The sequence below is a fragment of the Leifsonia sp. RCC_180 genome (genome assembly GCF_058138205.1).
Genome location: NZ_CP200340.1, coordinates 2,756,516 through 2,774,819 on the forward strand (window position 1 = coordinate 2,756,516; position 18,304 = coordinate 2,774,819).

General features: G+C 64.7%; 13 protein-coding genes and 1 tRNA gene. 5 read left to right on the forward strand and 9 right to left on the reverse strand.

Annotated elements, in window-relative coordinates; translation table 11 throughout:
* Window positions 1–79: 79 nt before the first annotated feature.
* Genes AB7E03_RS13570 through AB7E03_RS13595 form a run of 6 tightly spaced genes read right to left on the reverse strand, consistent with a single transcriptional unit; the run spans window position 80 to window position 7,255 of the window.
* A complete protein-coding gene (locus tag AB7E03_RS13570; RefSeq protein ID WP_489941892.1) occupies window positions 80–1,816 on the reverse strand; it encodes a serine/threonine protein kinase in 1,737 nt (578 codons plus the stop codon).
* The gene (locus tag AB7E03_RS13575; RefSeq protein WP_489941893.1) at window positions 1,813–3,267 is read right to left on the reverse strand and encodes a peptidoglycan D,D-transpeptidase FtsI family protein; all 1,455 of its coding nucleotides are present in this window, start codon (window positions 3,265–3,267) and stop codon (window positions 1,813–1,815) included. Before AB7E03_RS13575 ends, AB7E03_RS13570 begins: the two co-directional genes overlap by 4 nt.
* Window position 3,268: 1 nt before the next feature.
* Window positions 3,269–4,678, reverse strand: coding sequence for an FtsW/RodA/SpoVE family cell cycle protein (locus AB7E03_RS13580; RefSeq protein ID WP_441784278.1), 1,410 nt, complete (start codon window positions 4,676–4,678; stop codon window positions 3,269–3,271).
* A complete protein-coding gene (locus AB7E03_RS13585; RefSeq protein WP_489941894.1) occupies window positions 4,662–5,912 on the reverse strand; it encodes a PP2C family protein-serine/threonine phosphatase in 1,251 nt (416 codons plus the stop codon). The genes AB7E03_RS13580 and AB7E03_RS13585 overlap by 17 nt, the downstream gene beginning before the upstream one ends.
* Window positions 5,913–5,915: 3 nt before the next feature.
* Window positions 5,916–6,521: an FHA domain-containing protein FhaB/FipA gene (locus AB7E03_RS13590; RefSeq protein WP_489941895.1), complete on the reverse strand. Its 606-nt coding sequence runs from the start codon at window positions 6,519–6,521 to the stop codon at window positions 5,916–5,918.
* Window positions 6,518–7,255: an FHA domain-containing protein gene (locus AB7E03_RS13595; protein WP_489941896.1), complete on the reverse strand. Its 738-nt coding sequence runs from the start codon at window positions 7,253–7,255 to the stop codon at window positions 6,518–6,520. Before AB7E03_RS13595 ends, AB7E03_RS13590 begins: the two co-directional genes overlap by 4 nt.
* Before the next feature lie 142 nt (window positions 7,256–7,397).
* Here AB7E03_RS13595 and AB7E03_RS13600 point away from each other — a divergent pair.
* A tRNA-Leu gene (locus tag AB7E03_RS13600) sits at window positions 7,398–7,481 on the forward strand.
* A gap of 271 nt (window positions 7,482–7,752) precedes the next feature.
* Here AB7E03_RS13600 and AB7E03_RS13605 read toward each other — a convergent pair.
* The 3 genes from AB7E03_RS13605 to AB7E03_RS13615 are packed head-to-tail and all read right to left on the reverse strand — an operon-like array spanning window position 7,753 to window position 9,941.
* Window positions 7,753–8,490 (reverse strand): hypothetical protein, encoded by a 738-nt coding sequence (locus AB7E03_RS13605; protein WP_489941897.1) that lies wholly within the window; start codon window positions 8,488–8,490, stop codon window positions 7,753–7,755.
* The gene (locus AB7E03_RS13610) at window positions 8,491–9,153 is read right to left on the reverse strand and encodes a hypothetical protein (protein WP_489941898.1); all 663 of its coding nucleotides are present in this window, start codon (window positions 9,151–9,153) and stop codon (window positions 8,491–8,493) included.
* Entirely contained in the window at window positions 9,150–9,941 is a 792-nt protein-coding gene (locus AB7E03_RS13615; RefSeq protein WP_489941899.1) for a TIGR04255 family protein, read from the reverse strand. The genes AB7E03_RS13610 and AB7E03_RS13615 overlap by 4 nt, the downstream gene beginning before the upstream one ends.
* 949 nt (window positions 9,942–10,890) lie before the next feature.
* Between AB7E03_RS13615 and AB7E03_RS13620 the strand changes: the two genes are divergently transcribed.
* From AB7E03_RS13620 to AB7E03_RS13635, 4 genes are all read left to right on the forward strand, one after another.
* Window positions 10,891–12,135 (forward strand): PIN domain-containing protein, encoded by a 1,245-nt coding sequence (locus AB7E03_RS13620; RefSeq protein ID WP_489941900.1) that lies wholly within the window; start codon window positions 10,891–10,893, stop codon window positions 12,133–12,135.
* Window positions 12,136–12,476: 341 nt separating this feature from the next.
* Window positions 12,477–15,566, forward strand: coding sequence for a DUF7927 domain-containing protein (locus AB7E03_RS13625; protein ID WP_489941901.1), 3,090 nt, complete (start codon window positions 12,477–12,479; stop codon window positions 15,564–15,566).
* An 89-nt stretch (window positions 15,567–15,655) separates the two neighbouring features.
* Complete coding sequence (locus tag AB7E03_RS13630) at window positions 15,656–17,233, forward strand: SpaH/EbpB family LPXTG-anchored major pilin (RefSeq protein WP_489941902.1); 1,578 nt, start codon at window positions 15,656–15,658, stop codon at window positions 17,231–17,233.
* An 80-nt stretch (window positions 17,234–17,313) separates the two neighbouring features.
* A complete protein-coding gene (locus tag AB7E03_RS13635) occupies window positions 17,314–18,282 on the forward strand; it encodes a class C sortase (protein WP_489941903.1) in 969 nt (322 codons plus the stop codon).
* Window positions 18,283–18,304: the final 22 nt, after the last annotated feature.

An 18,304-nucleotide genomic window follows, 5' to 3' on the forward strand; every position in this document is an offset into this window, starting at 1 on the left:
GGACTCCTTCTCGGTGCTGACTCCGGTTAGTGTAGCGGGGCGATTCTGGATAATTCCCCGGTTGCCTTCGCTACCGGTCTCAGCCGTTGCCACCGCCGCCGCCGCCTCCGCCGTTGCCTCCACCGGCACCGGGCGCAGGCGTGGACGTCGACGAGACCACCTGGTAGGCCAGGGCGGGCGACTGGCCGGACTCGACCGACTCCCCGCAGAAGATCGTGTACGTCAGCTGGTAGGTGCCCGGGGCGCTCGGCGACCACACCATCTTGGTGTCGTTGACCGGGGTCTGCGGCTGGCCGTTGATGTACAGCCGTCGGCCGACCAGGTTCTGCCCCGCCGGGCAGGTCGCCGAACCGAAACTCACGCTGATCTGCGAGTTCGGCGTGCCCTGACCGGAATCGGGCGTCGCCGACACCGCGTCGGTGGGGGTCGGGATGGGCGCCACCGGACCGTAGACCTTCACGGATACCGTCGATCCCTTCGGAACCGGACCCGTCGGGTTCACCGAGTAGACCTTGTTGGCCTGATCCTGGGTCGTCGCGGCGTTGCCCTGCGAGACGTCGGCGACCATTCCGACCTGCTGCAACTTGTCGCGGGCCTGGTCGGCAGTGAGGCCGAGGAAGTCGCTCTCGGTGATCTGCACGGTGTTGCTGGTCGGTGTGGGCGACGGCTTGGGGGAGGTGGGCGTCGACTGGGTCTGCGACGGCGACGGCGACGAGCTGGGTGCCACCTTCGGCTGCACCACGAGCGTGATGATCGTGCCGATCAGCACCAGGGCGAGGAGGGCGATGAGGGCGATCAGCGGCCAGGTCCAGCGGCTGCGCTTGCGCTCCTCCACCGGGGCCGCATCCTCGTCGAGCACCGGTGCGACGGCGGTCGCGGGAAGCACGGTCGTGGCCTGCGTGGGCTGGGCCGCCGGCGACTGCATGAGCACAGTGGCCGCGTCGGTCGCCGCTGCGGCGCCGAGGATGGCGGGAACGGCGGCTGCTGCGGCGCGGAGGTCACCGCGTCGCAGAGCCTGCGCGGCACGAGCCAGGTGGGCGGCCGAGGCGGGACGGTCGGCCGGGTTCTTGGCGATACACGCGAAGACGAGGTTGCGCACCGGCTCGGCGACGGTCGCCGGAAGCTCCGGCGGCGCCTCGTTGATCTGGGCCATCGCGATCGCGACCTGCGACTCGCCCGTGAAGGGCCGACGGCCCGCCAGGCACTCGTACGCCACGATCCCGAGCGAGTAGATGTCCGTGGTCGGGGACGCGGGGTGACCCGAGGCCTGCTCGGGCGAGAGGTACTGCACCGTGCCCATGACCTGGCCGGTCGCGGTCAGTGGCACCTGGTCGGCGATGCGGGCGATGCCGAAGTCGGTGATCTTGACGCGGCCGTCCGGCGTGATCAGCAGGTTGCCCGGCTTGATGTCACGGTGGACGAGACCGGCGGCGTGCGCGGCGTGCAGGGCCGCGGCGGTCTGCGCGACGATGTCGAGGGTGCGGTCGGTGCTGAGGACGTGCTCCCGCTCCAGGATGCTCGACAGCGCCTCGCCGGGCACGAGCTCCATGACCAGGAAGGCACTGCCGTCCTCCTCGCCGTAGTCGTAGACGTTCGCGATGCCTTCGTGGTTCACGAGTGCGGCGTGACGGGCCTCCGCACGGAACCGCTCGAGGAAGCCCGGGTCGCCGAGGTACTCGTCCTTCAGGATCTTGATGGCGACGGTACGACCGATGACGAGGTCAGTGGCCTGCCACACCTCGCCCATGCCGCCGATCGCGATCCGCGACTGCAGCTCGTATCGTCCCCCGAAGGTGAGCCCTGCTGTGGGTCTCATTTATTCAGCACCGCCTCTAGTACTTTCCTCGCGATCGGAGCAGCGATGGAGTTACCCGTGCCGCTCTGACCCTGTCCACCGCCATTTTCGACAACAACCGCCACAGCGAACTCCGGGTCGTTCGCCGGCGCGAAACCGGTGAACCACAGCGTGTAGGGATCGTCATTCCCGTTCTGCGCCGTGCCCGTCTTACCGCCGACCTGAACCCCACCTATTCTTGCATTGCTCGCTACGCCGTGATCGACGCCGTCCACCATCATCTGCTTGATGGTGTCGGCGTTCGCCTGGCTCAGCGGGCGGGAGAACTCCTTGGCCTGGAAGGCCTCGACGGTCTGCAGGTCGGCGGACCGGATGGAGTCGACCAGGTTGGGCGTCATGAGCGTGCCGCCGTTGGCGATCGCTGCGGAGACCATCGCCATCTGAAGCGGCGTCGCGCGGTCGTCCTTCTGCCCGAACGAGCCGAGGGCACGCTCCGCTGCGACCGGGTAGAGCGGGTAGACGCTCTTCTCGACCGGGATCGGGATGCTCAGCGGCTGGTTGAAGCCGAATTTGTCGGCCTGATCCTTGATGACCTCGGGCTTCAGCTGCATCCCGAGCTCGGCGAACGGGATGTTGCATGACAGGATCTGCGCCGTCGCGATCGACACGGTCGCCCCAGGGCCACAGGTCGTCAGCGAGTCGTTCTTCACGACGGTTGGGGAGTCGGGCAGAGGGAGCGAGGCCGGGTTGGGCAGCTGGCTGTCCTTCGTGTACTGACCGGTGCCGAACGCCGTGGCGCTCATGACCGGCTTGAACGTCGATCCGGGCGGATTGAGGTCACCGCCGATGGCGCGGTTGATGAGCGGGTCGCCTGGAGCGTCGAGCAGCTGCTGGTACGTGGATTCGACGGCCTTGCCGTCGTGTCCAGCCAGCGTGTTCGGGTCGTAGTTCGGCTTCGACACCATGGCCAGGATCTTCCCGGTCTTGGGCTGCAGGAGGACGACGGCGCCCTGCTTGTCGCCCAGCGCATCCCACGCCGCCTGCTGCGCGACGGGGTCGATGGTCGTCTCGACCGTGGCGCCCTGCGGGCTCTTGCCGGTGAGGACGGCGTTGATGCGGTCGAAGAACTGCGAGTTCGACGAGCCGCTCAGCTTGGCGTTGAGGGCTCCCTCGAGTCCGGTCGGCTCGCCGTTGATCGGGAAGAACCCGGTGACTGCGGAGTAGAGGGGGCCGTTGCTGTAGACGCGCTGCCACTTGTAGACGTCCTGCGACGGCACGGACTGGGCGATCGGCTGCCCTGCGACAAGGATCGCGCCACGCTGAGCCTGGTAGCTGTCGTTGAGCGCACGGGTGTTGCGGGCATCCGCGTTGAGCGAATCCGCCTGGAACACCTGCAGGATGGTCGTTGATACCAGGAGCGCCAGGAACATGGCGAGCACGATCGTACTCACGCGTTTGATCTCACGGTTCATGTCAGCTCACCACCAGCCGGGGTTGATTGCGGACGGTGTCGGACAGTCGCAGCAGCAGCGCCACGATGATCCAGTTGGCGACCAGCGACGAGCCGCCCGCCGCCAGGAACGGGGTCGTCAGGCCGGTGAGCGGGATGACGCGAGTGACACCGCCGATGACGATGAAGCACTGCAGCGCCACGGTGAATGACAGTCCCACCGCGAGGAGCTTGCCGAAGTCGTCCTGGCCGGCGAAGCCGATGCGGAGGCCGCGCGCGACGAAGATCAGGTACAGCGCGAACACGGCGAACAGGCCGGCCAGTCCCAGCTCTTCGCCGATGCTCGCGATGATGTAGTCGCTCTGCGAGATCGGGGTGATCCACGGCTGGCCCTGGCCGAGCCCGGTACCGATCAGCCCGCCGTGCGCCAGGCCGAAGAGCCCCTGGACGAGTTGGTAGCTGCCGCCGAGCTCCGCGTCGTAGCGGCCCTGAGTGAACGGAGTCAGCCAGTTGGCGAACCGGTCGTGGACGTAGGGAAGCACTTGGCTGGCTATCACCGCGCCGCCGACCACGAGCAAGACCCCGAGAACCACCCAGCTGATGCGCGACGTGGCGACATAGAGCATGACGAGGAACAGGCCGAAGATCAGGAGACCGGTGCCGAGGTCGCGCTGGAAGACGATGACGGCCATCGACAGCAGCCACACGATCAGGATGGGCCCCAGATCGCGGGCGCGCGGGAACCGTATTCCCAGGATCTTCTTACCCACCATGGAGAGGGAGTCGCGCGCCTGCACCAGGTAACCGGCGAAGAAGATCGCGAGGCACAGCTTGGCGATCTCGCCCGGCTGGAAACTGAACGGCCCGATCCCGATCCACACCCGCGCGCCGTTGATCTCGCGGCCGATGCCCGGGAGCATGGGAAGCAGCAGCAGGATCAGCGCCGCGAAGCCGAACAGGTAGGTGTAGCGCTGCAGGATGCGGTGGTTGCGGATGAGCACCACGACGAGGATCGCGCAGATGATCGCGATCGCGCTCCACACGATCTGCTTGACGCCGGCGCTGTCCCAGCCCGCGTCCTTGTAGTGGATATCGATGCGGTAGATCTCGGCGATGCCGATTCCGGTGAGCAGCGTTGCGATCGGGAGGAGGAACGGGTCGGCCTGTGGTGCCACAAAGCGCAAGGCGATGTGCATGCCGAGCACGAGGGCGGAGAGACCGGCGCCGAGGTAGACGAGCGTGAGGTCGACGTGGCCGAGCGCGCCGAGCTGCACCAGCACGACCGCGGCCGCGTTGATCCCGCACGCGATGATCAGGAGGAACAGCTCGCGGTTGCGCAGCTTGGCCGGCAGGCGTAACCGTTTCACCGGCCCGGTGGCGGTCCGGGGCGGCTTCGGCTGCTCGCGCGTGCCGGTTCTACTGTCTGCCGGCATCGCTTAACTGCTCCACGATCGTCTTCGCCGCCTGAAGGTTGTCGGCGTTGATGGTCTGCTCCACCTGCTGTTTGTCGTACGCGGGGAGGTCGTCCACCTTCACGTTCGAGTCCTGATACAGATGCGACAGGCCGATCGGTCCGATGCCCTGCTGCACGCCCTGGTAGATCGCCACGTTGCCCTCGGGCGACATCCCGACGTAGTAGCGGGATTGCGTCCACTGGTAGCCGAAGAAGATGGCCAGGACGATCGCGATCACCAGCGCGATGAAACCGATCAGCCAGGTGAGACGTCGCCGGCGGACGCGGCGCGCATCCTCCTCGATCAGCTCGTCGAGGTAGTCCTCGGACTGCGGCTCGAAGTGGGTGGGACCGGTGGCCGGCCGGATGGGATGCAATCGCAGGCCCGGGAGGCGCGCGGCGCGCGTGGTCGGCTTGGGCTCGGAGCCGAACTGCAGGGGCGAGGCGGCGGACCCGACCGTGATCGGCTCCTTGAGGACGTCGCCCCGAGCGGTGTCCGCGATGTCGACGATCACGGCCGTCACGTTGTCCGGCGCTCCAGCGTCGAGGCTGAGCTTCAGCAGGCGGTCGGCCACCTGCTTCGGGCCGTCCTTGGATGCGAGGGCCGCGAGCATGTCGTCGTGCTTCACCACGCCGCTCAGGCCGTCCGAGCAGATCAGCCAGCGGTCGCCGGGCCGGGTGTCTAGCGTCCAGGTGTCGATCTCGGGGGACGCATCCACATCCCCCAGCACCCGCATGAGCACCGAGCGGCGAGGATGGACCATCGCCTCCTCCTCGGTGATGCGGCCGCTGTCGACGAGGCGCTGCACGAACGTGTGGTCGGTGGTGACCTGTTTGAGCTCGCCGTCGCGGAACAGATAGATGCGGGAGTCGCCGATGTGAGCGAACGCGATCTGGTCGCCGACGCGCACCATCGCGCTCACCGTGGTGCCCATCCCGGTCAGTTCGGAATGCTCGAACACCGTCTCGGCCAGCAGCGAGTTCGCGGCGATGAGCGCAGACTGCAGGGCGAACTCGGCCTCCGCGGCGGACTCGTACTGGTGGTCGGCCTCGCGGATGCGCGTCACGGCGATCGCGGAGGCGACGTCGCCGCCCGCATGGCCGCCCATCCCGTCGGCGACCACGAACAGATCACGCCCCGCATAACCCGAGTCCTGGTTGTTGGAGCGGATCTTCCCGACGTGGGAGATGGCCGCCGCCTTGTTCGCCGCCACGGATTACCGCCGCAGCTCGAACGTCGTCGTGCCGATCTTGATCGGCGTGTCGAGCGGGACCTGGGTCGGGACGGTGACGCGGCGGCCGTCGAGGAACGTGCCGTTGGTCGAGTCGAGGTCCTGGATCATCCACTCGTCGTTCCAGAGGAGCAGGCGGGCATGGTGGGTGGAGGTGTAGTCGTCGCGGATGACGAGGTTGGACTCGCCGGAGCGGCCGATGGTGATCGGGTCGCGGCCGAGGGGAAGCTCCGTGCCGGCCCGTGCGCCGGAGGTGATCACTAGACGGCGGGCGCTCTGCACGCTCGCGTTGGTGTGGCCGCCAGCGCGGTTGGCACCGGAGGGAAGGGTGGAGACGGGGGCCGCCTTCATGACGGGCTCGGTCGGGCCCGCGGGTGCGATGCCCGCAGCTCCGACGGGAGCGGGTGCAGGGGCTGGGGCGCTCGCCGCAGCGGGGAACGGCGATGCGGCCGCCTGCGACTCGGGCAGCTTGCGGACGCGCTGGCCGAACAGGTCGGTGCGGAGCGCGTAGACGATCCCGAAGACGAACAGCCACAGCACGAGGAGGAAGCCGAACCGCAGCACCAGCAGCGTCAGCTCGCTCGGGTTCACGAGGGACTCCAGAAGCCGCCGGCATCATGACGGCGGGTGGCGTCATCCGCGCGGCCGCGGGGGGATGGGGCCGCCTGCGGAAGGACGCGGAAGACGATGCGCGTGCGGCCGAGGCTGACGACGGACTCCGGCTCCAGGATCGCCTTGCGCAGTGGCTCCCCGTCCAGCTTCGTCCCGTTGGTGGACCCGAGGTCTTCGACCTGGGCTCGGTGGCCGTCCCACGTGATCATCACGTGCCGGCGAGAGATCCCCGTGTCGTCGACCGTGATGTCTGCGTCGGCGCCGCGACCGACGACCGTACGGGAGTGCGTGAGTGGGTAGTGCGTGCCGTTGATGTCGAGCACCGGAGTCCAGGCGACGTCGCCCTTCACGTTCTCGGATTCGACCTCCAACATCCCGACGGAGAGATCCGTGCTCTCTTCGAGATCGATCGAGATGCCACCCGCGAACTGGTAGTGCTGGGCCGCCGCGTGCTTCTGGACGAAGTCGATCAGCTCATCGGTGAGGGCAGCGCCCATCGACCGCATCCGCGTGTAGTCGGCCGTCGCCATGCGGAGCACGAAGCGGTTCGGCGCCAGCACGCGGTCGCGCGCGACCACGGCCGCCTTGGTGTCGAGCTCTTTGCGGAGCGCGCTGGTGAGCTCGACCGGCTGCAGCCCGGAACGGAAGGTCTTCGCGAACGCGCCATTGACGGCGCGCTCGAGCCCCCGCTCGAAGTTGTCCAGAATGCCCACAGTCTCCCGCTTCCGGCTCGATGACTACATGCATGTTAGTCGGAACCCTGGGAAAGCCACTGGCTATCCGGTGAAGATCAGCCCTCCGGGGGATGTCCCGATTGGTGGACGATCCGGGCTCCGTGTTAGAGTTCCTGGGTTCGCGCGAGTGGCGGAATTGGCAGACGCGCTGGCTTCAGGTGCCAGTGCCCGTAAGGGCGTGGGGGTTCAAGTCCCCCCTCGCGCACGAACGAAGGGTGGGTTTCAGATTCCCCGGATAGGGAACTCGAAATCCGTTCGGACGAACGAAGAGGGGCCGGATCGACAGAAAATGTCGACCCGGCCCTTCGCATTTCGGGAGCGATTCGCTCCGATGACCGTGTTGGCTCAGCTCGGAACGGGTAGGTTCCACTTTTCGGGCAGGCCGAAGCGCTCTGCCTTGCGGGTGAGAAGTGTCTTTGGGTGTTAGCTCTGGCTAGGCGGGTGGCGCGGCCGTCGCCGCTGCGCAATCTGGGTGCTTATCTGCTGGCCAACTCGGCAAAGAGCTGCGACTTGCCGCCTTTGTTCAGGATGTCTCGTCGCGTTGCCCCGGAAGGGACTGGAACCCCGTCGTTGAGTTCCTGGAACGAAGGCGGTTCCTCCAGGTACGCGCCGAACTCGCCCTCCGACGTCACAACTTCGTCCTCGGACGGCACAGTTCCTTCAAACGCGCCGGTCAGCCACTCGGTCTGAAGCTCGAGTTCGAACTCGACGTTGCGGGTCGAACCTTCCAGCGAAGTGATGTCGGGGGCGTACCGCGTGAGGTGGTAGATGATGCGTTGTTGGAACCGAACTCGTCCAGCCACGCTGAGGATAGCGATCCGCTTCGAGCGGTCGAAGCTGGCTGAGGACCCAGAAGCGAGGCTCATGAAGTTTGCCGAGTATGGCGTGCCGTTGCATCTGAGGTCGGGGAGGGGCATTCCCTTGTACCAGCTATCCCACCTTTCGGGCCGCTTCACCACGGAGCCGTCCGGGTGCTTTCTCACCTCGACGGCAGTGACGACTGCGCGAATTTTCGTACCTTCTCGCATTGTGCAGGGATGCATGAACAGCATTGCCAGTCGTTCTTCATCTTGCGCGACGCCTGGTAGCTCTACTCCCTCGAAGACGTCCGCTTGGAAGTGTGGAAAATAGACGGGAGGGCGACCCGATTCAGTGTCGCCCTCCCGATAGTCATACAGCTCAGTTGGTCCAAGGGCAGCAGCAAGCTGATCCATCTAAGACTTGTGCCTCAGCCACTGTTCGCCGTCATCTTCGGTGACCACCTCGAAATCCGTGGCGAAGTCTTCACGCCAACTCGGGAGCGCGTCGTCTATCACTTCAATGACACGATCTGTGTGTAGCAGGCCCAGACTTTGTTGTGGGGTCAGCTGGGTGAAGATCGTGAGGGGAGTGATCTCGTATTCCGCCAGCATGGGCGTCGAGAACCAGCGGGCTGGGTCAGAGACACCAGCTGCCTTTGCCGCATCGAGAAAAGCAACGAGCTCCGCAAGTCCTTGGTGGTTGTCGGTGGAGGCATTGCCATCGAGTCGCCACTTCCGAACCGCAGGCACGCTCACGCCAAGCGCTCGTGAAATCGAAACCCAAGTCATGCCAAATGACTGGGTGAGAATTGCTAGCAGTTCCTTTTCAGAGAGTCGGGTGTAGCGCCTGAATCCTTCATCGAACGCCTTGACTGCGTCCTCAGACACAGCGTGCAGCATTCCCTGTCGGCGAGCGTTCGGAGCGCCCGCCCTAAGTACTACCTGGTCGATACTGTGTCGGAAGTACTCTTCGACGGGGAGCAGCGTCGTGTTGCTTGCCCAGATTTCGGGCGCGGCGTAATTGGGCGCGATCCATTCAGTGGTCACGTCGTCACGGGACAGCGTTTTCGGGCTCATTGTCCCCCCTTCAAAAACTCGGCTCGAGCGGGGTCCGTGATGCTCGATTCGAAGATGTTCTTGGATGGTAGATGCAGCTTCCAGAGGGTGTCTACTACCTGTTCGACACCCATTCGGGTGGGTCCTTCGGGGCTCCAACTCGAATCGATGTCGAGAATGAAGAAGTCGTCGTCAGCGCCCGTCGGCGAAAGCCGGACGGGAATCTCCGGCGCGATAACAGATGCTCCTCGTACATCCGCGTAGTGCAGACCAACTCTGACACGGTCAGGCGCATCGAAGAAGACGTGGTTGTTCATACCAAGAGCATCGCTGTCGTTGAGGATCCGTGCTGGCGCCATCAGCGAATCACTTATCCACGGCGTCCACGCCCCCGTTGTCACGTCCCTTACGGGGAGGCGAACCTCATTGAGGTAGCGCAGGCCGATTCGCTCCACTCGGGTGTCGGTGGCCAGGGAGCTTGCGGCCTCAAATACTGCTTTGAACTTCGGTACGAAGTCCGACAGGCCCCCGTACGCGGCGCCCGAGACGAGGATCGCAAGCGAGCGAGCATTGAGGGACACGCTCACCCCAGCGTCTTCTCTCGAAACCCGAATCTGCGGAAGCGGATCTGAGGCGTCATCGCTGTTCGGAGCCTTCTCCTCAGCGCGGACAGGAAATTGATCTCTAAGGACCTCAGCGAACTCGTCGCGAATCTCGCGGCTGTTGAAGACGGGCTGATAGTTGAAGCGAAGCTCGCAACTCAAAACCCGAAGCGGACTGGACGGATATACGACCCTGGTTTCTGTCATTGTCCTCTACCCATGCGGCAACAGTAACCCAAACTGTAACCAATCGGGATCCTTCGCATGACTATCAGAGCGAAAATCGATCAACTCCGAAGGTGGCGCATCGCGTAGTGCAGCTTTGTTCGGCAAGCGCGAGTCGCGTGGCTACTTGAGAGTGTCGAGTCTATTTCGGTGGATGACCGATTCGGCGTACTGCGTTCGACCAGAGCCATATGTACGCTTCGAAACGCTCGCCAGCGGGCGTGAACCGGATCAGAACGGGGCCTCCGGGAGTGGAGGCGATCACGTTCGCATCGACCTCAATGGCATCGGCGTAGGCGACGCGCACCGGGACCATCGCCCGAACTCGGACGGGCCGTTGTTCGTCTTGCCGCCTGCCAGTGCGGCGAACCAGACCGTCTGGAAGACCGGCTGGCTTCGGTCGACGATCTTGTGCTTCCCTCTCCGCCGCAAGCTCGGGTCTGGCAAGTTCGTACCGCTTCTTGCTCACTCGCACACGCCGGTGAGTTCCCAGCGCGCGCCGGCGACCTGGTGTGCGTCGAACACTCGGATATCGCCGTCGCGGACGTTGCGACCGTGGAACCACCAACCGACGCTTCGTTGAGCAGAGCGGGTCAACGCGTCGTGGTCAAAGGGCTCTCGAAGCAGCGTTGGCGTGTCAGTGACCGGGAATCGATCGCCTCGCCACACGAGCCGGATGGGCCGACCCTCTTCGGTCCAGACGGAGTCGATTTCCGAGGCGTGAGCGGTGGTTATGGCTACCTCAGGACTCGAACCTATGTTTGGAACATAAGCTCGATTCTGGGGGTAGATCCGATTGGACCGACACGCCAAGAGTGCTGGTTGTGGCGGCTTAGGTGCGATCGGGTCAGCGTTGCGGCTTGTTGTCGTCGTGGAGCGGGAGGTCCAACGGACCGTAGTGGCCGGCCAGCTCATTCGCTAGATTGCGGATGTGGATGCGGAAGCCGGCCATCGTTACGTCGTAGTGGACACGAACGCATTCGGAGGGGGTCTGTGCACCCAGAAAGACATCGACGCGATCGCAAAACTGAGTGCATCGAGTACTCGGGTGGTAATCCCGGACGTCGTGGTCCGGGAACTGGCCGCGCATATGACAGCGCAGCTTGAGTCGGTGAATCAGCCCGCGCTTTCACTCGCAGTTGGGGAGGAAGGTGCCGCGACCGTGGCGGCATGGAAGGACGCGGACACCGTGTTCCAGAAGCTGACCGACGCTTTTCGCCCGACTGGAGCCAGTGTGGAGAACACCCCAGATGAGTGGTGGAAGGACGCTGTGCTCGACCAGATCAATTCGACCCCGCCCGCGACGCGGAAAGGGACGACGACCACCGGGGCTGCTGACGCTGTTGTCGCACGGCACGCTCTACATGGACTCAATCAGTACGGTGCCGCGCTGGTAGTTACCTCGGACAGCGCACTAAGGACCTATCTCCAATCTGTTGGCGTGTCGACTGTCCCGACCGTGCAGGAGGCGATCGGGAAAGTCGCCCATGCCACGACGGATATGTTCGCGGGAAAGGCTGCGCTTGCGATGCTCGCCCCTTCGTGGAGAGAATCGTTTCTCTCGGTTCTCCCAACGGATGAGTTGAACGGTGGCGAAGGGGCGACCGTTGACATTCTCGGGTTCAGCAATCTGTCGAACACGGTGTCCGGGATCCTTGCGTCAGTCGTGTTCGCAAAGGGTGATCTTGTCATGTCGGGAATCCCTGATGAAGACGATGAGCCGCTCGGCCCGCTTCGAAAAATCTTCTCTGGAACGTCCCTCCACACTGCGGAGACGATTATCCACTCCGACACGTTCGATCCGGAGCGAGTTGTGTCAGTGACTTACCTCGGGCAGAGCCTTGATTTCGACGGCTACCCGTCAGGGATCGACCCGGCGGACTACCTCGTGAATGAGCGGCTATGTGTCCCCACTCCCTACGCAAAGGCGGACTTCTTCGTTGCGCGCGCCGATGAATCGGCGTCAATCCACTGCTGGAGCGCCGGGAAACAAGTCGCCTCAGTCGAGTTCGCCTACGACCGGTTGCGCACGGAGATGTACTCCCTCGAGTCGACGTCGATGAACGTGACGGGCACGGCCGCGGAAGTTCAAGCGGCAAGGCCGGTCACGTTCGCCGGCTACCTCGGTGCGCGGATTTTCCGCTGGTGGGCACAGGAGCAGGCCGCTCAGCAGTAGAGCTGACGCCCCAGAGATCCGCGCCAGCGCTGGGATCGCGAGGCGCCGCGGAATTTCCGGAGCCTTAGCCTGGAATACCGCGCAGGATGTTCTCAAACTGCCCAGTCGCCGCATGGTCTCCAGATTGTGAAAAGCACCCACGACGAACAAGAGCGGCTGAGTCCCGGTTTTCCGGGGTTCAGCCGCTTTTTGTGTTTAACGGTCGCGAGGCACGACGAGAATCCTCGATTCACTCTTCTGTGGAAAGCGGCGTAATGAACGACTTGGATACCCGTCCTTATTAATAACGGCCGATTGGCCATAAGGACCACTGTTCGCGTTTGCGCCTGACCTAGCCCCGGGTGCTGCCTCGCGACACGAGTTGCTCACCGAGGACCCGAAATGAACCAGATCAGCACGGCACTGCCGTGGGAAACGAACATCCCGATGCGGGGAGGTGTTCCCCGATGATGGTCTCCTACAGCGTTGCGCGAGCTCGTCGCTGGCGGCTTGCCGCGCTGTCGGCCGGGGTCCTGGCGCTAGGTGCCCTGGTGGGCACGTCCGTCCTGCCCCAGTACTTCTCCAACGCCTCAACGACCGCCGTGTCGACGATCTACAAGACGGCGACGAACACGGTGAACGGTTCGGCGGCGGCGTCCTCCGATGCGCCCGGCGGTGCGAAGACAGGCACAGCCAAACCGGGCGACACGCTGAAGTGGGTGGCGAACTACCAGAACAACACCAGCGCGCCCGCGTCGGTCGATCTGAAGGATGTGCTGACGAGCGCCGGGGCGTATGTTCCCGGGTCGCTGCAACTGCCGCCCAATCAGGACGCGGTGGGGACGTTGTCGCCGCAGTACTCGACCGACGGGGGATCGACCTGGGTGGCGGGAACACCTCCGGCGAACGCGAACGGCGTGGGATTCCGCGGGACCCTGGTGCCGCAGGGCACGCAGCAGTTGTCGGTCAAGATCCCCAGCCCGGTGTCGCAGACGGTGAGCAACGCGGGTGGGGATGGCTACAACGCAGTCGTCTCCGCGGACGGCCTGCGCGTGTATGCGGTGTTCCACCACGACGCGTCCCAGCAGACAGTGTTCTGCGCGGTTATCACGACCGGCGGTGTCTGCCCGGGATGGCCGGCGAACAACACGTACGTGTCCACCACCACCGGTGCCGCGATCGGTACCGGTGCGTACAGCGCGCAGACGGCCAACGACAATGGCACCTTCCTGTACGGCAACACGCTGTTGTGGCAGGTGCAGTTGAATACCGCCATGGCTGGGCGCTATCCGGTCGGCATCATGTGCCTGGACCTGTCCACGCTGAAGAGCTGTGGGTTCACGCAATTGAGTACGGTCACCAATCCGGGATACCTGATCGGCGGTTCCGGGATCCCGGTCAGCGGGACCAACATCTTCGACTTCGTCGATGGCGACAACCAGATGCTGTGCTTCGATGCCGCTACCCGTACCTCGTGCGGCAATACCCCCCTCGATGCGGGAGGGCCGGCGATCTATGCGCCGCAGGGCGTCACGTTGGGCGGTTACTTCTTCGCACAGGGCCGCCCAGCCAATTCGACCACTCAGAAGTTGTACTGCGTCAAACCCGGTCCTGCGGTGTGTCCCGGCTTCCCCAAGGTCGCCTCGCGTGACGGAGCGTTCACGCAACAGGGGTCCCCTGTCCCGATCCTCAGCACGACGGGTGCGGTCACGGGCGTCTGCTTGATCGCCGACAGCGAGCGAGCCGCGCCGTACGGATGCTGGGACCTGACCACGGGCGCCGCAGTCGCGAACCCGTACACCGACCCCAAATTCGGAGTGACCGCAGGTCTGTCGGGCGACTCCTTCACCTTCGGCACAAAGGTGTACCTTCCGTACGCCAGCGACGGGGTCGGGTGCTTCGATTTCAGCACCAACCTCCCCTGCACGGGGTTCACCAGGCCTTCGAACGTGAAGAACTACACGGTGCGACCTGCATCGGCGTTCGCGCCGAACTGTCTCGTCGCGGATGGCGACGGCCACCAGATCGGATTCTTCAACGCCCTGAATGGCGGAGGGTGTCTGGGTGTGTCGGGGCCGACGACAATGACCGTGACGCCGTTGAGCTCGTACTGCGGGTCCGGATCGGCGGGGTTCACGGGGTGGGGCACGTTGTCCATTCCGGGGCTGGTCGCCGGGACCTACACCAACTCGACGGTGACCTTGAGGGATCAGAACAACAACGTCATCGCCGGGTTCAACGGCGTCACCCTTGCTGCGGGCGGGACGCTGTCCTTGGCCTCGATCCCCAAGACGGTGACCTCGATCACGGCGACGGTGGTCGTGAACGGGGTGAACGACCCGACCGGTGCGACATCTGGTCAGGTGGCGATCAGCTGGTCAGGTCTGCCGCCGGAGATGTGCTTCCAGACCACGGCCCCACCCGTGGCCTGTGATACCGCGGCGCCGCTGACGTTGTCGAACACCGCGAACGCGGTGACCACCTCGCCCGCGGGGACTGATGCGCCGGGTGGGAACACCACGGGGACGACCCGGTTCACCGTGACCCCCAACCTGTCGGACCCGAACCAGTGTGCGCTCATCATGCAGAAGACCGCGTCCGTCCAATCTGCTCGACCCGGGGACAAAATCACCTACACGATCGAGATCACCAACTTTGGACGTCAGGCCTACAACAACGCGAACTTCACCGACGACCTGACGGATGTACTGAAGGACGCCACCTACAACGGTGATGCAACAGCAACTAGCGGGACGGTGTCGTACACGGCGCCGACCCTGTCCTGGGCAGGACCGCTGGCCGGTGCCCCCGGAAACACGGCGACTATCACCTACTCCGTGACGGTGAGAAGCCCGGACAGCGGCGACCACTCGCTGGTGAACACAGTGGTATCCAACAACCCCGGGACCGACGTTTGCACAGCGGGCTCAACCGACTCACGCTGCAGGGTGACCGTGCCGGTGGTGGTTTCGGATGTGCTGTGGCACAAGGTCGACGCGACGACTGCGAAGAATGTGCTCACGGGTGCGGAGTGGAGCTTCACGCCGGTGGATGGGGCAGGCAAGCCGACCGGTGCATCGGTTGCAGTGACGGATTGTGTGGCGGCGTCCGCGGCGTCGTGCACGGGTGCGGATATCGACCCGTTGGGTGGGCTGTTCCGGCTGACGAATCTTGGTCCGGGCACGTACCAGTTGGTGGAGACCCGCGCTCCGGTTGGCTTCAAGCTGAACCCCACACCGATCGCGATCACTGTCGCGACGGCCACGGTCACGCTGAATCTGCCGGACGTGGTGAATAAACAGCTGCCGGTTCCGGTGATCCCACTCACGGGCGGGTTGGGCACGGATGCCCTCACCTTCGCCGGTGGCGGGTTGCTGGCCTCGGTGCTCGCTCTGGCCGGCTGGCAACTGCTTCGCCGCCGCCGGACCGCCGGAATGCCTGAGGGCTCGTGATGTCGACGCACTCCGCGACGGCTCACACGTCCCCTCAGATCGACTTCCCAGTACATCTCGTGCCGGGTCGGAAAGGAAAGAAAACTGTAATGTCTGCAATCACATGGCGTCGAGGACGCGCTGTCCTGGCTGCCGGGGCGGTGTTGTCGCTGGGTGTGGTGGGCGTCGTGGGCGCCGCTACCGCGGCGAATGCGGCCTCGATCGATACCGCTCAGCAGGGCTCGATCATCGTCCACAAGTTCGAGAACTTGGGTGACGGTGACGGGACCCCTGACGGTACCGGCAAGCTCCCTACCACGAAGCCAATCGAGGGAGTCGTGTTCGAGTATTGCCCGATCACTGACATCAACCTGCTGGATGGCACCAACACCGGTTGGGATGCGATCAACGCGGTCACCTCGGCACAGAAGCTGGCGGCGGTGGCCGGCCAGTTCGTAGGCTCACATCCGCTGGGCCAGTGCACCCTACTCACGGCCACGGATGCTACCGGTACGGCATCGTCTGGCAAGCTGCCGCTCGGCGCGTACTTCGTGCGCGAGGTCTCGGCTCCGTCGAACGTGGTGGAGAAGGCGGCGCCGTTCATCATCACGCTGCCGACGCCCAAGAACCACAAAGTAGGCGACGGCGACTGGGTCTACGACGTGAACGTGTACCCGAAGAACACGACCGCGCAGGGCCCGGTCAAGAACGTGGTCGACCAGCCCACGAACGGTGGGCTGCTGGGCGCCCCTGTGGACTACACGGTCACACAGCTGGTTCCGGCACTGGCGACCGGCCAGACCTACGACAAGCTGGTCATGACCGACACGCTGGATGCCAAGCTGACTCCGGCGACCGGAAGTCCCGTCACCGTCACCCTGGGCGGGACGGCGCTGGTCTCCGGCACCGACTTCACCCCGGTCTGGGCCGGTCAGAAGCTGACCGTGACCTTCACCGCAGCGGGGCTCGCCAAGCTGCAGGCCGGACAGAACGTGGTCATCGGCTTCCGGGCCACCGTCAACGCCCCGGGCGAGATCGACAACCAGGCCTCGGTCAATCTCAACGACTTCGACCTGTCCGGCACCCCGAACGGTCCTGACGGTTCCCCGTCCACCACGGTCACCACCCGGTGGGGCGACGTCAACATCAAGAAGGTCAACGCCAAGAACGCGAGCGACGGCCTCTTCGGTGCGCAGTTCGAGATCTACATGGGCACCACGGATCAGGGCTGCACGGCTGACATCACGGGTCTGACCCAGGTCACCGACCCCGCCACGGGCAACCCGTTCATCGCTACCTCGGACAACTCGGGAAAGCTTGCTATTCCGGGCCTGTGGGTCGGCGACACCGAGAAGACCGTGGCGGCTGACGGAACCGTGTCCAACACGACCGTCGCTGGACACGACTTCCAGGCGCGCTGCTATGTGGTCAAGGAGATCGTGGCCCCGAACGGCTTCGTCCTGCCGACCGGCGCCGCGGCGCTCACCGCAGTACTGGTGAAGACAGCCGGGGGCACCCCGGCCGTCGAGCTCACGATCGACAACACTCAGCAGGTCAGTCCTGAGCTGCCGTTCACGGGATCCAACGCCCAGCTGGCGCTCACGATCGGTGGCATCGCGCTGCTGGTCATCGCGCTCGGTGGCGTGATGATCGTCCGCCGACGTAACGCGAACCGCGAGAACGCGTAACCACGCGGATCGGAAGGGGCGGGTCGGCTACGGTCGGCCCGCCCCGGCCGTTCACCAATAAACGGAAGCCCCGAACTTCTATGGCCAAATACTTGCCCCGCCACGGGCGGCCCCGCCGCCGCTGGCGCCCCAACGTCCTGCTCGTCATCACGACCCTCCTCGCCCTCACCGGCGCGAGCGTCCTCACCTACTCGCCCGCCGCGAGCTGGTCCTCGGCCTATAACCAGTCGCTCGTCATCAGCAAATACAGCGACACCGTGAAGAACCTCAAACCCAAGGCGTCCGAACAGCTCGCCGAGGCACACCGCTACAACGAGGCGCTTTCCAGTGGCGCGGTCCTCGAAGCCAACACGAACGTCCCCACCGGAAACGGCACCAGCAGCAAGAAGAGCTGGGACTACTGGAAGATGCTGAACACGCCCAACCGGACGATGTCCCGCATCCAAATCCCCAAGATCAAGGTCGATCTGCCGATCTACCACGGTACAAGCGACGCGGCCCTCCTCGAGGGAGCCGGCCACCTGCAGGGGACATCTCTCCCGGTCGGTGGCAAAGATACCCACTCCGTCATCACCGCCCACCGCGGACTGGCGAGCGCAGCCATGTTCACCGAGCTCGACAAGATCGAAAAGGGCGATCGCTTCATTCTCACGACGTTCGGTCAAGTACTCACGTATCAAGTGATCGACACGCGCGTCGTCGAGCCACAGGACACGACCACCCTCCGGCAGGAAGCGGGACGCGACCTCGTCACCCTCGTCACGTGCACGCCCCTCGGTATCAACACGCACCGCATCCTGGTGACGGGCAAGCGCGTCACCCCGACACCTGCAAAGGACCTGGACACCGCAAAGGACACCAAAGCGGCGCTCCAGTTCCCCTGGTGGGCAGTCCTGTACCTGGGCGCTCTCCTCCTCATCGGGCTGTACGCGCGGTGGGCGGGACTCAGCTACCCCGACGCCAAGAAGAAGGGGAAGAAGACGAGCAAGAAAAAGAAGGAGCGGGGCGACCAGGGAAATCCGCAGGGGGAGCCCCTGACCGCGACGTAAGCCGTCCGGTGGGATGCTGGTG

Coding starts and splice junctions, on each gene's coding strand:
- AB7E03_RS13570 (WP_489941892.1), bottom strand. CDS start 1,816: ATGAGACCCACAGCAGGGCTCACCTTCGGGGGACGATACGAGCTGCAG.
- AB7E03_RS13575 (WP_489941893.1), bottom strand. CDS start 3,267: ATGAACCGTGAGATCAAACGCGTGAGTACGATCGTGCTCGCCATGTTC.
- AB7E03_RS13580 (WP_441784278.1), bottom strand. CDS start 4,678: ATGCCGGCAGACAGTAGAACCGGCACGCGCGAGCAGCCGAAGCCGCCC.
- AB7E03_RS13605 (WP_489941897.1), bottom strand. CDS start 8,490: ATGGATCAGCTTGCTGCTGCCCTTGGACCAACTGAGCTGTATGACTAT.
- AB7E03_RS13610 (WP_489941898.1), bottom strand. CDS start 9,153: ATGAGCCCGAAAACGCTGTCCCGTGACGACGTGACCACTGAATGGATC.
- AB7E03_RS13615 (WP_489941899.1), bottom strand. CDS start 9,941: ATGACAGAAACCAGGGTCGTATATCCGTCCAGTCCGCTTCGGGTTTTG.
- AB7E03_RS13630 (WP_489941902.1), top strand. CDS start 15,656: ATGTCTGCAATCACATGGCGTCGAGGACGCGCTGTCCTGGCTGCCGGG.
- AB7E03_RS13635 (WP_489941903.1), top strand. CDS start 17,314: ATGGCCAAATACTTGCCCCGCCACGGGCGGCCCCGCCGCCGCTGGCGC.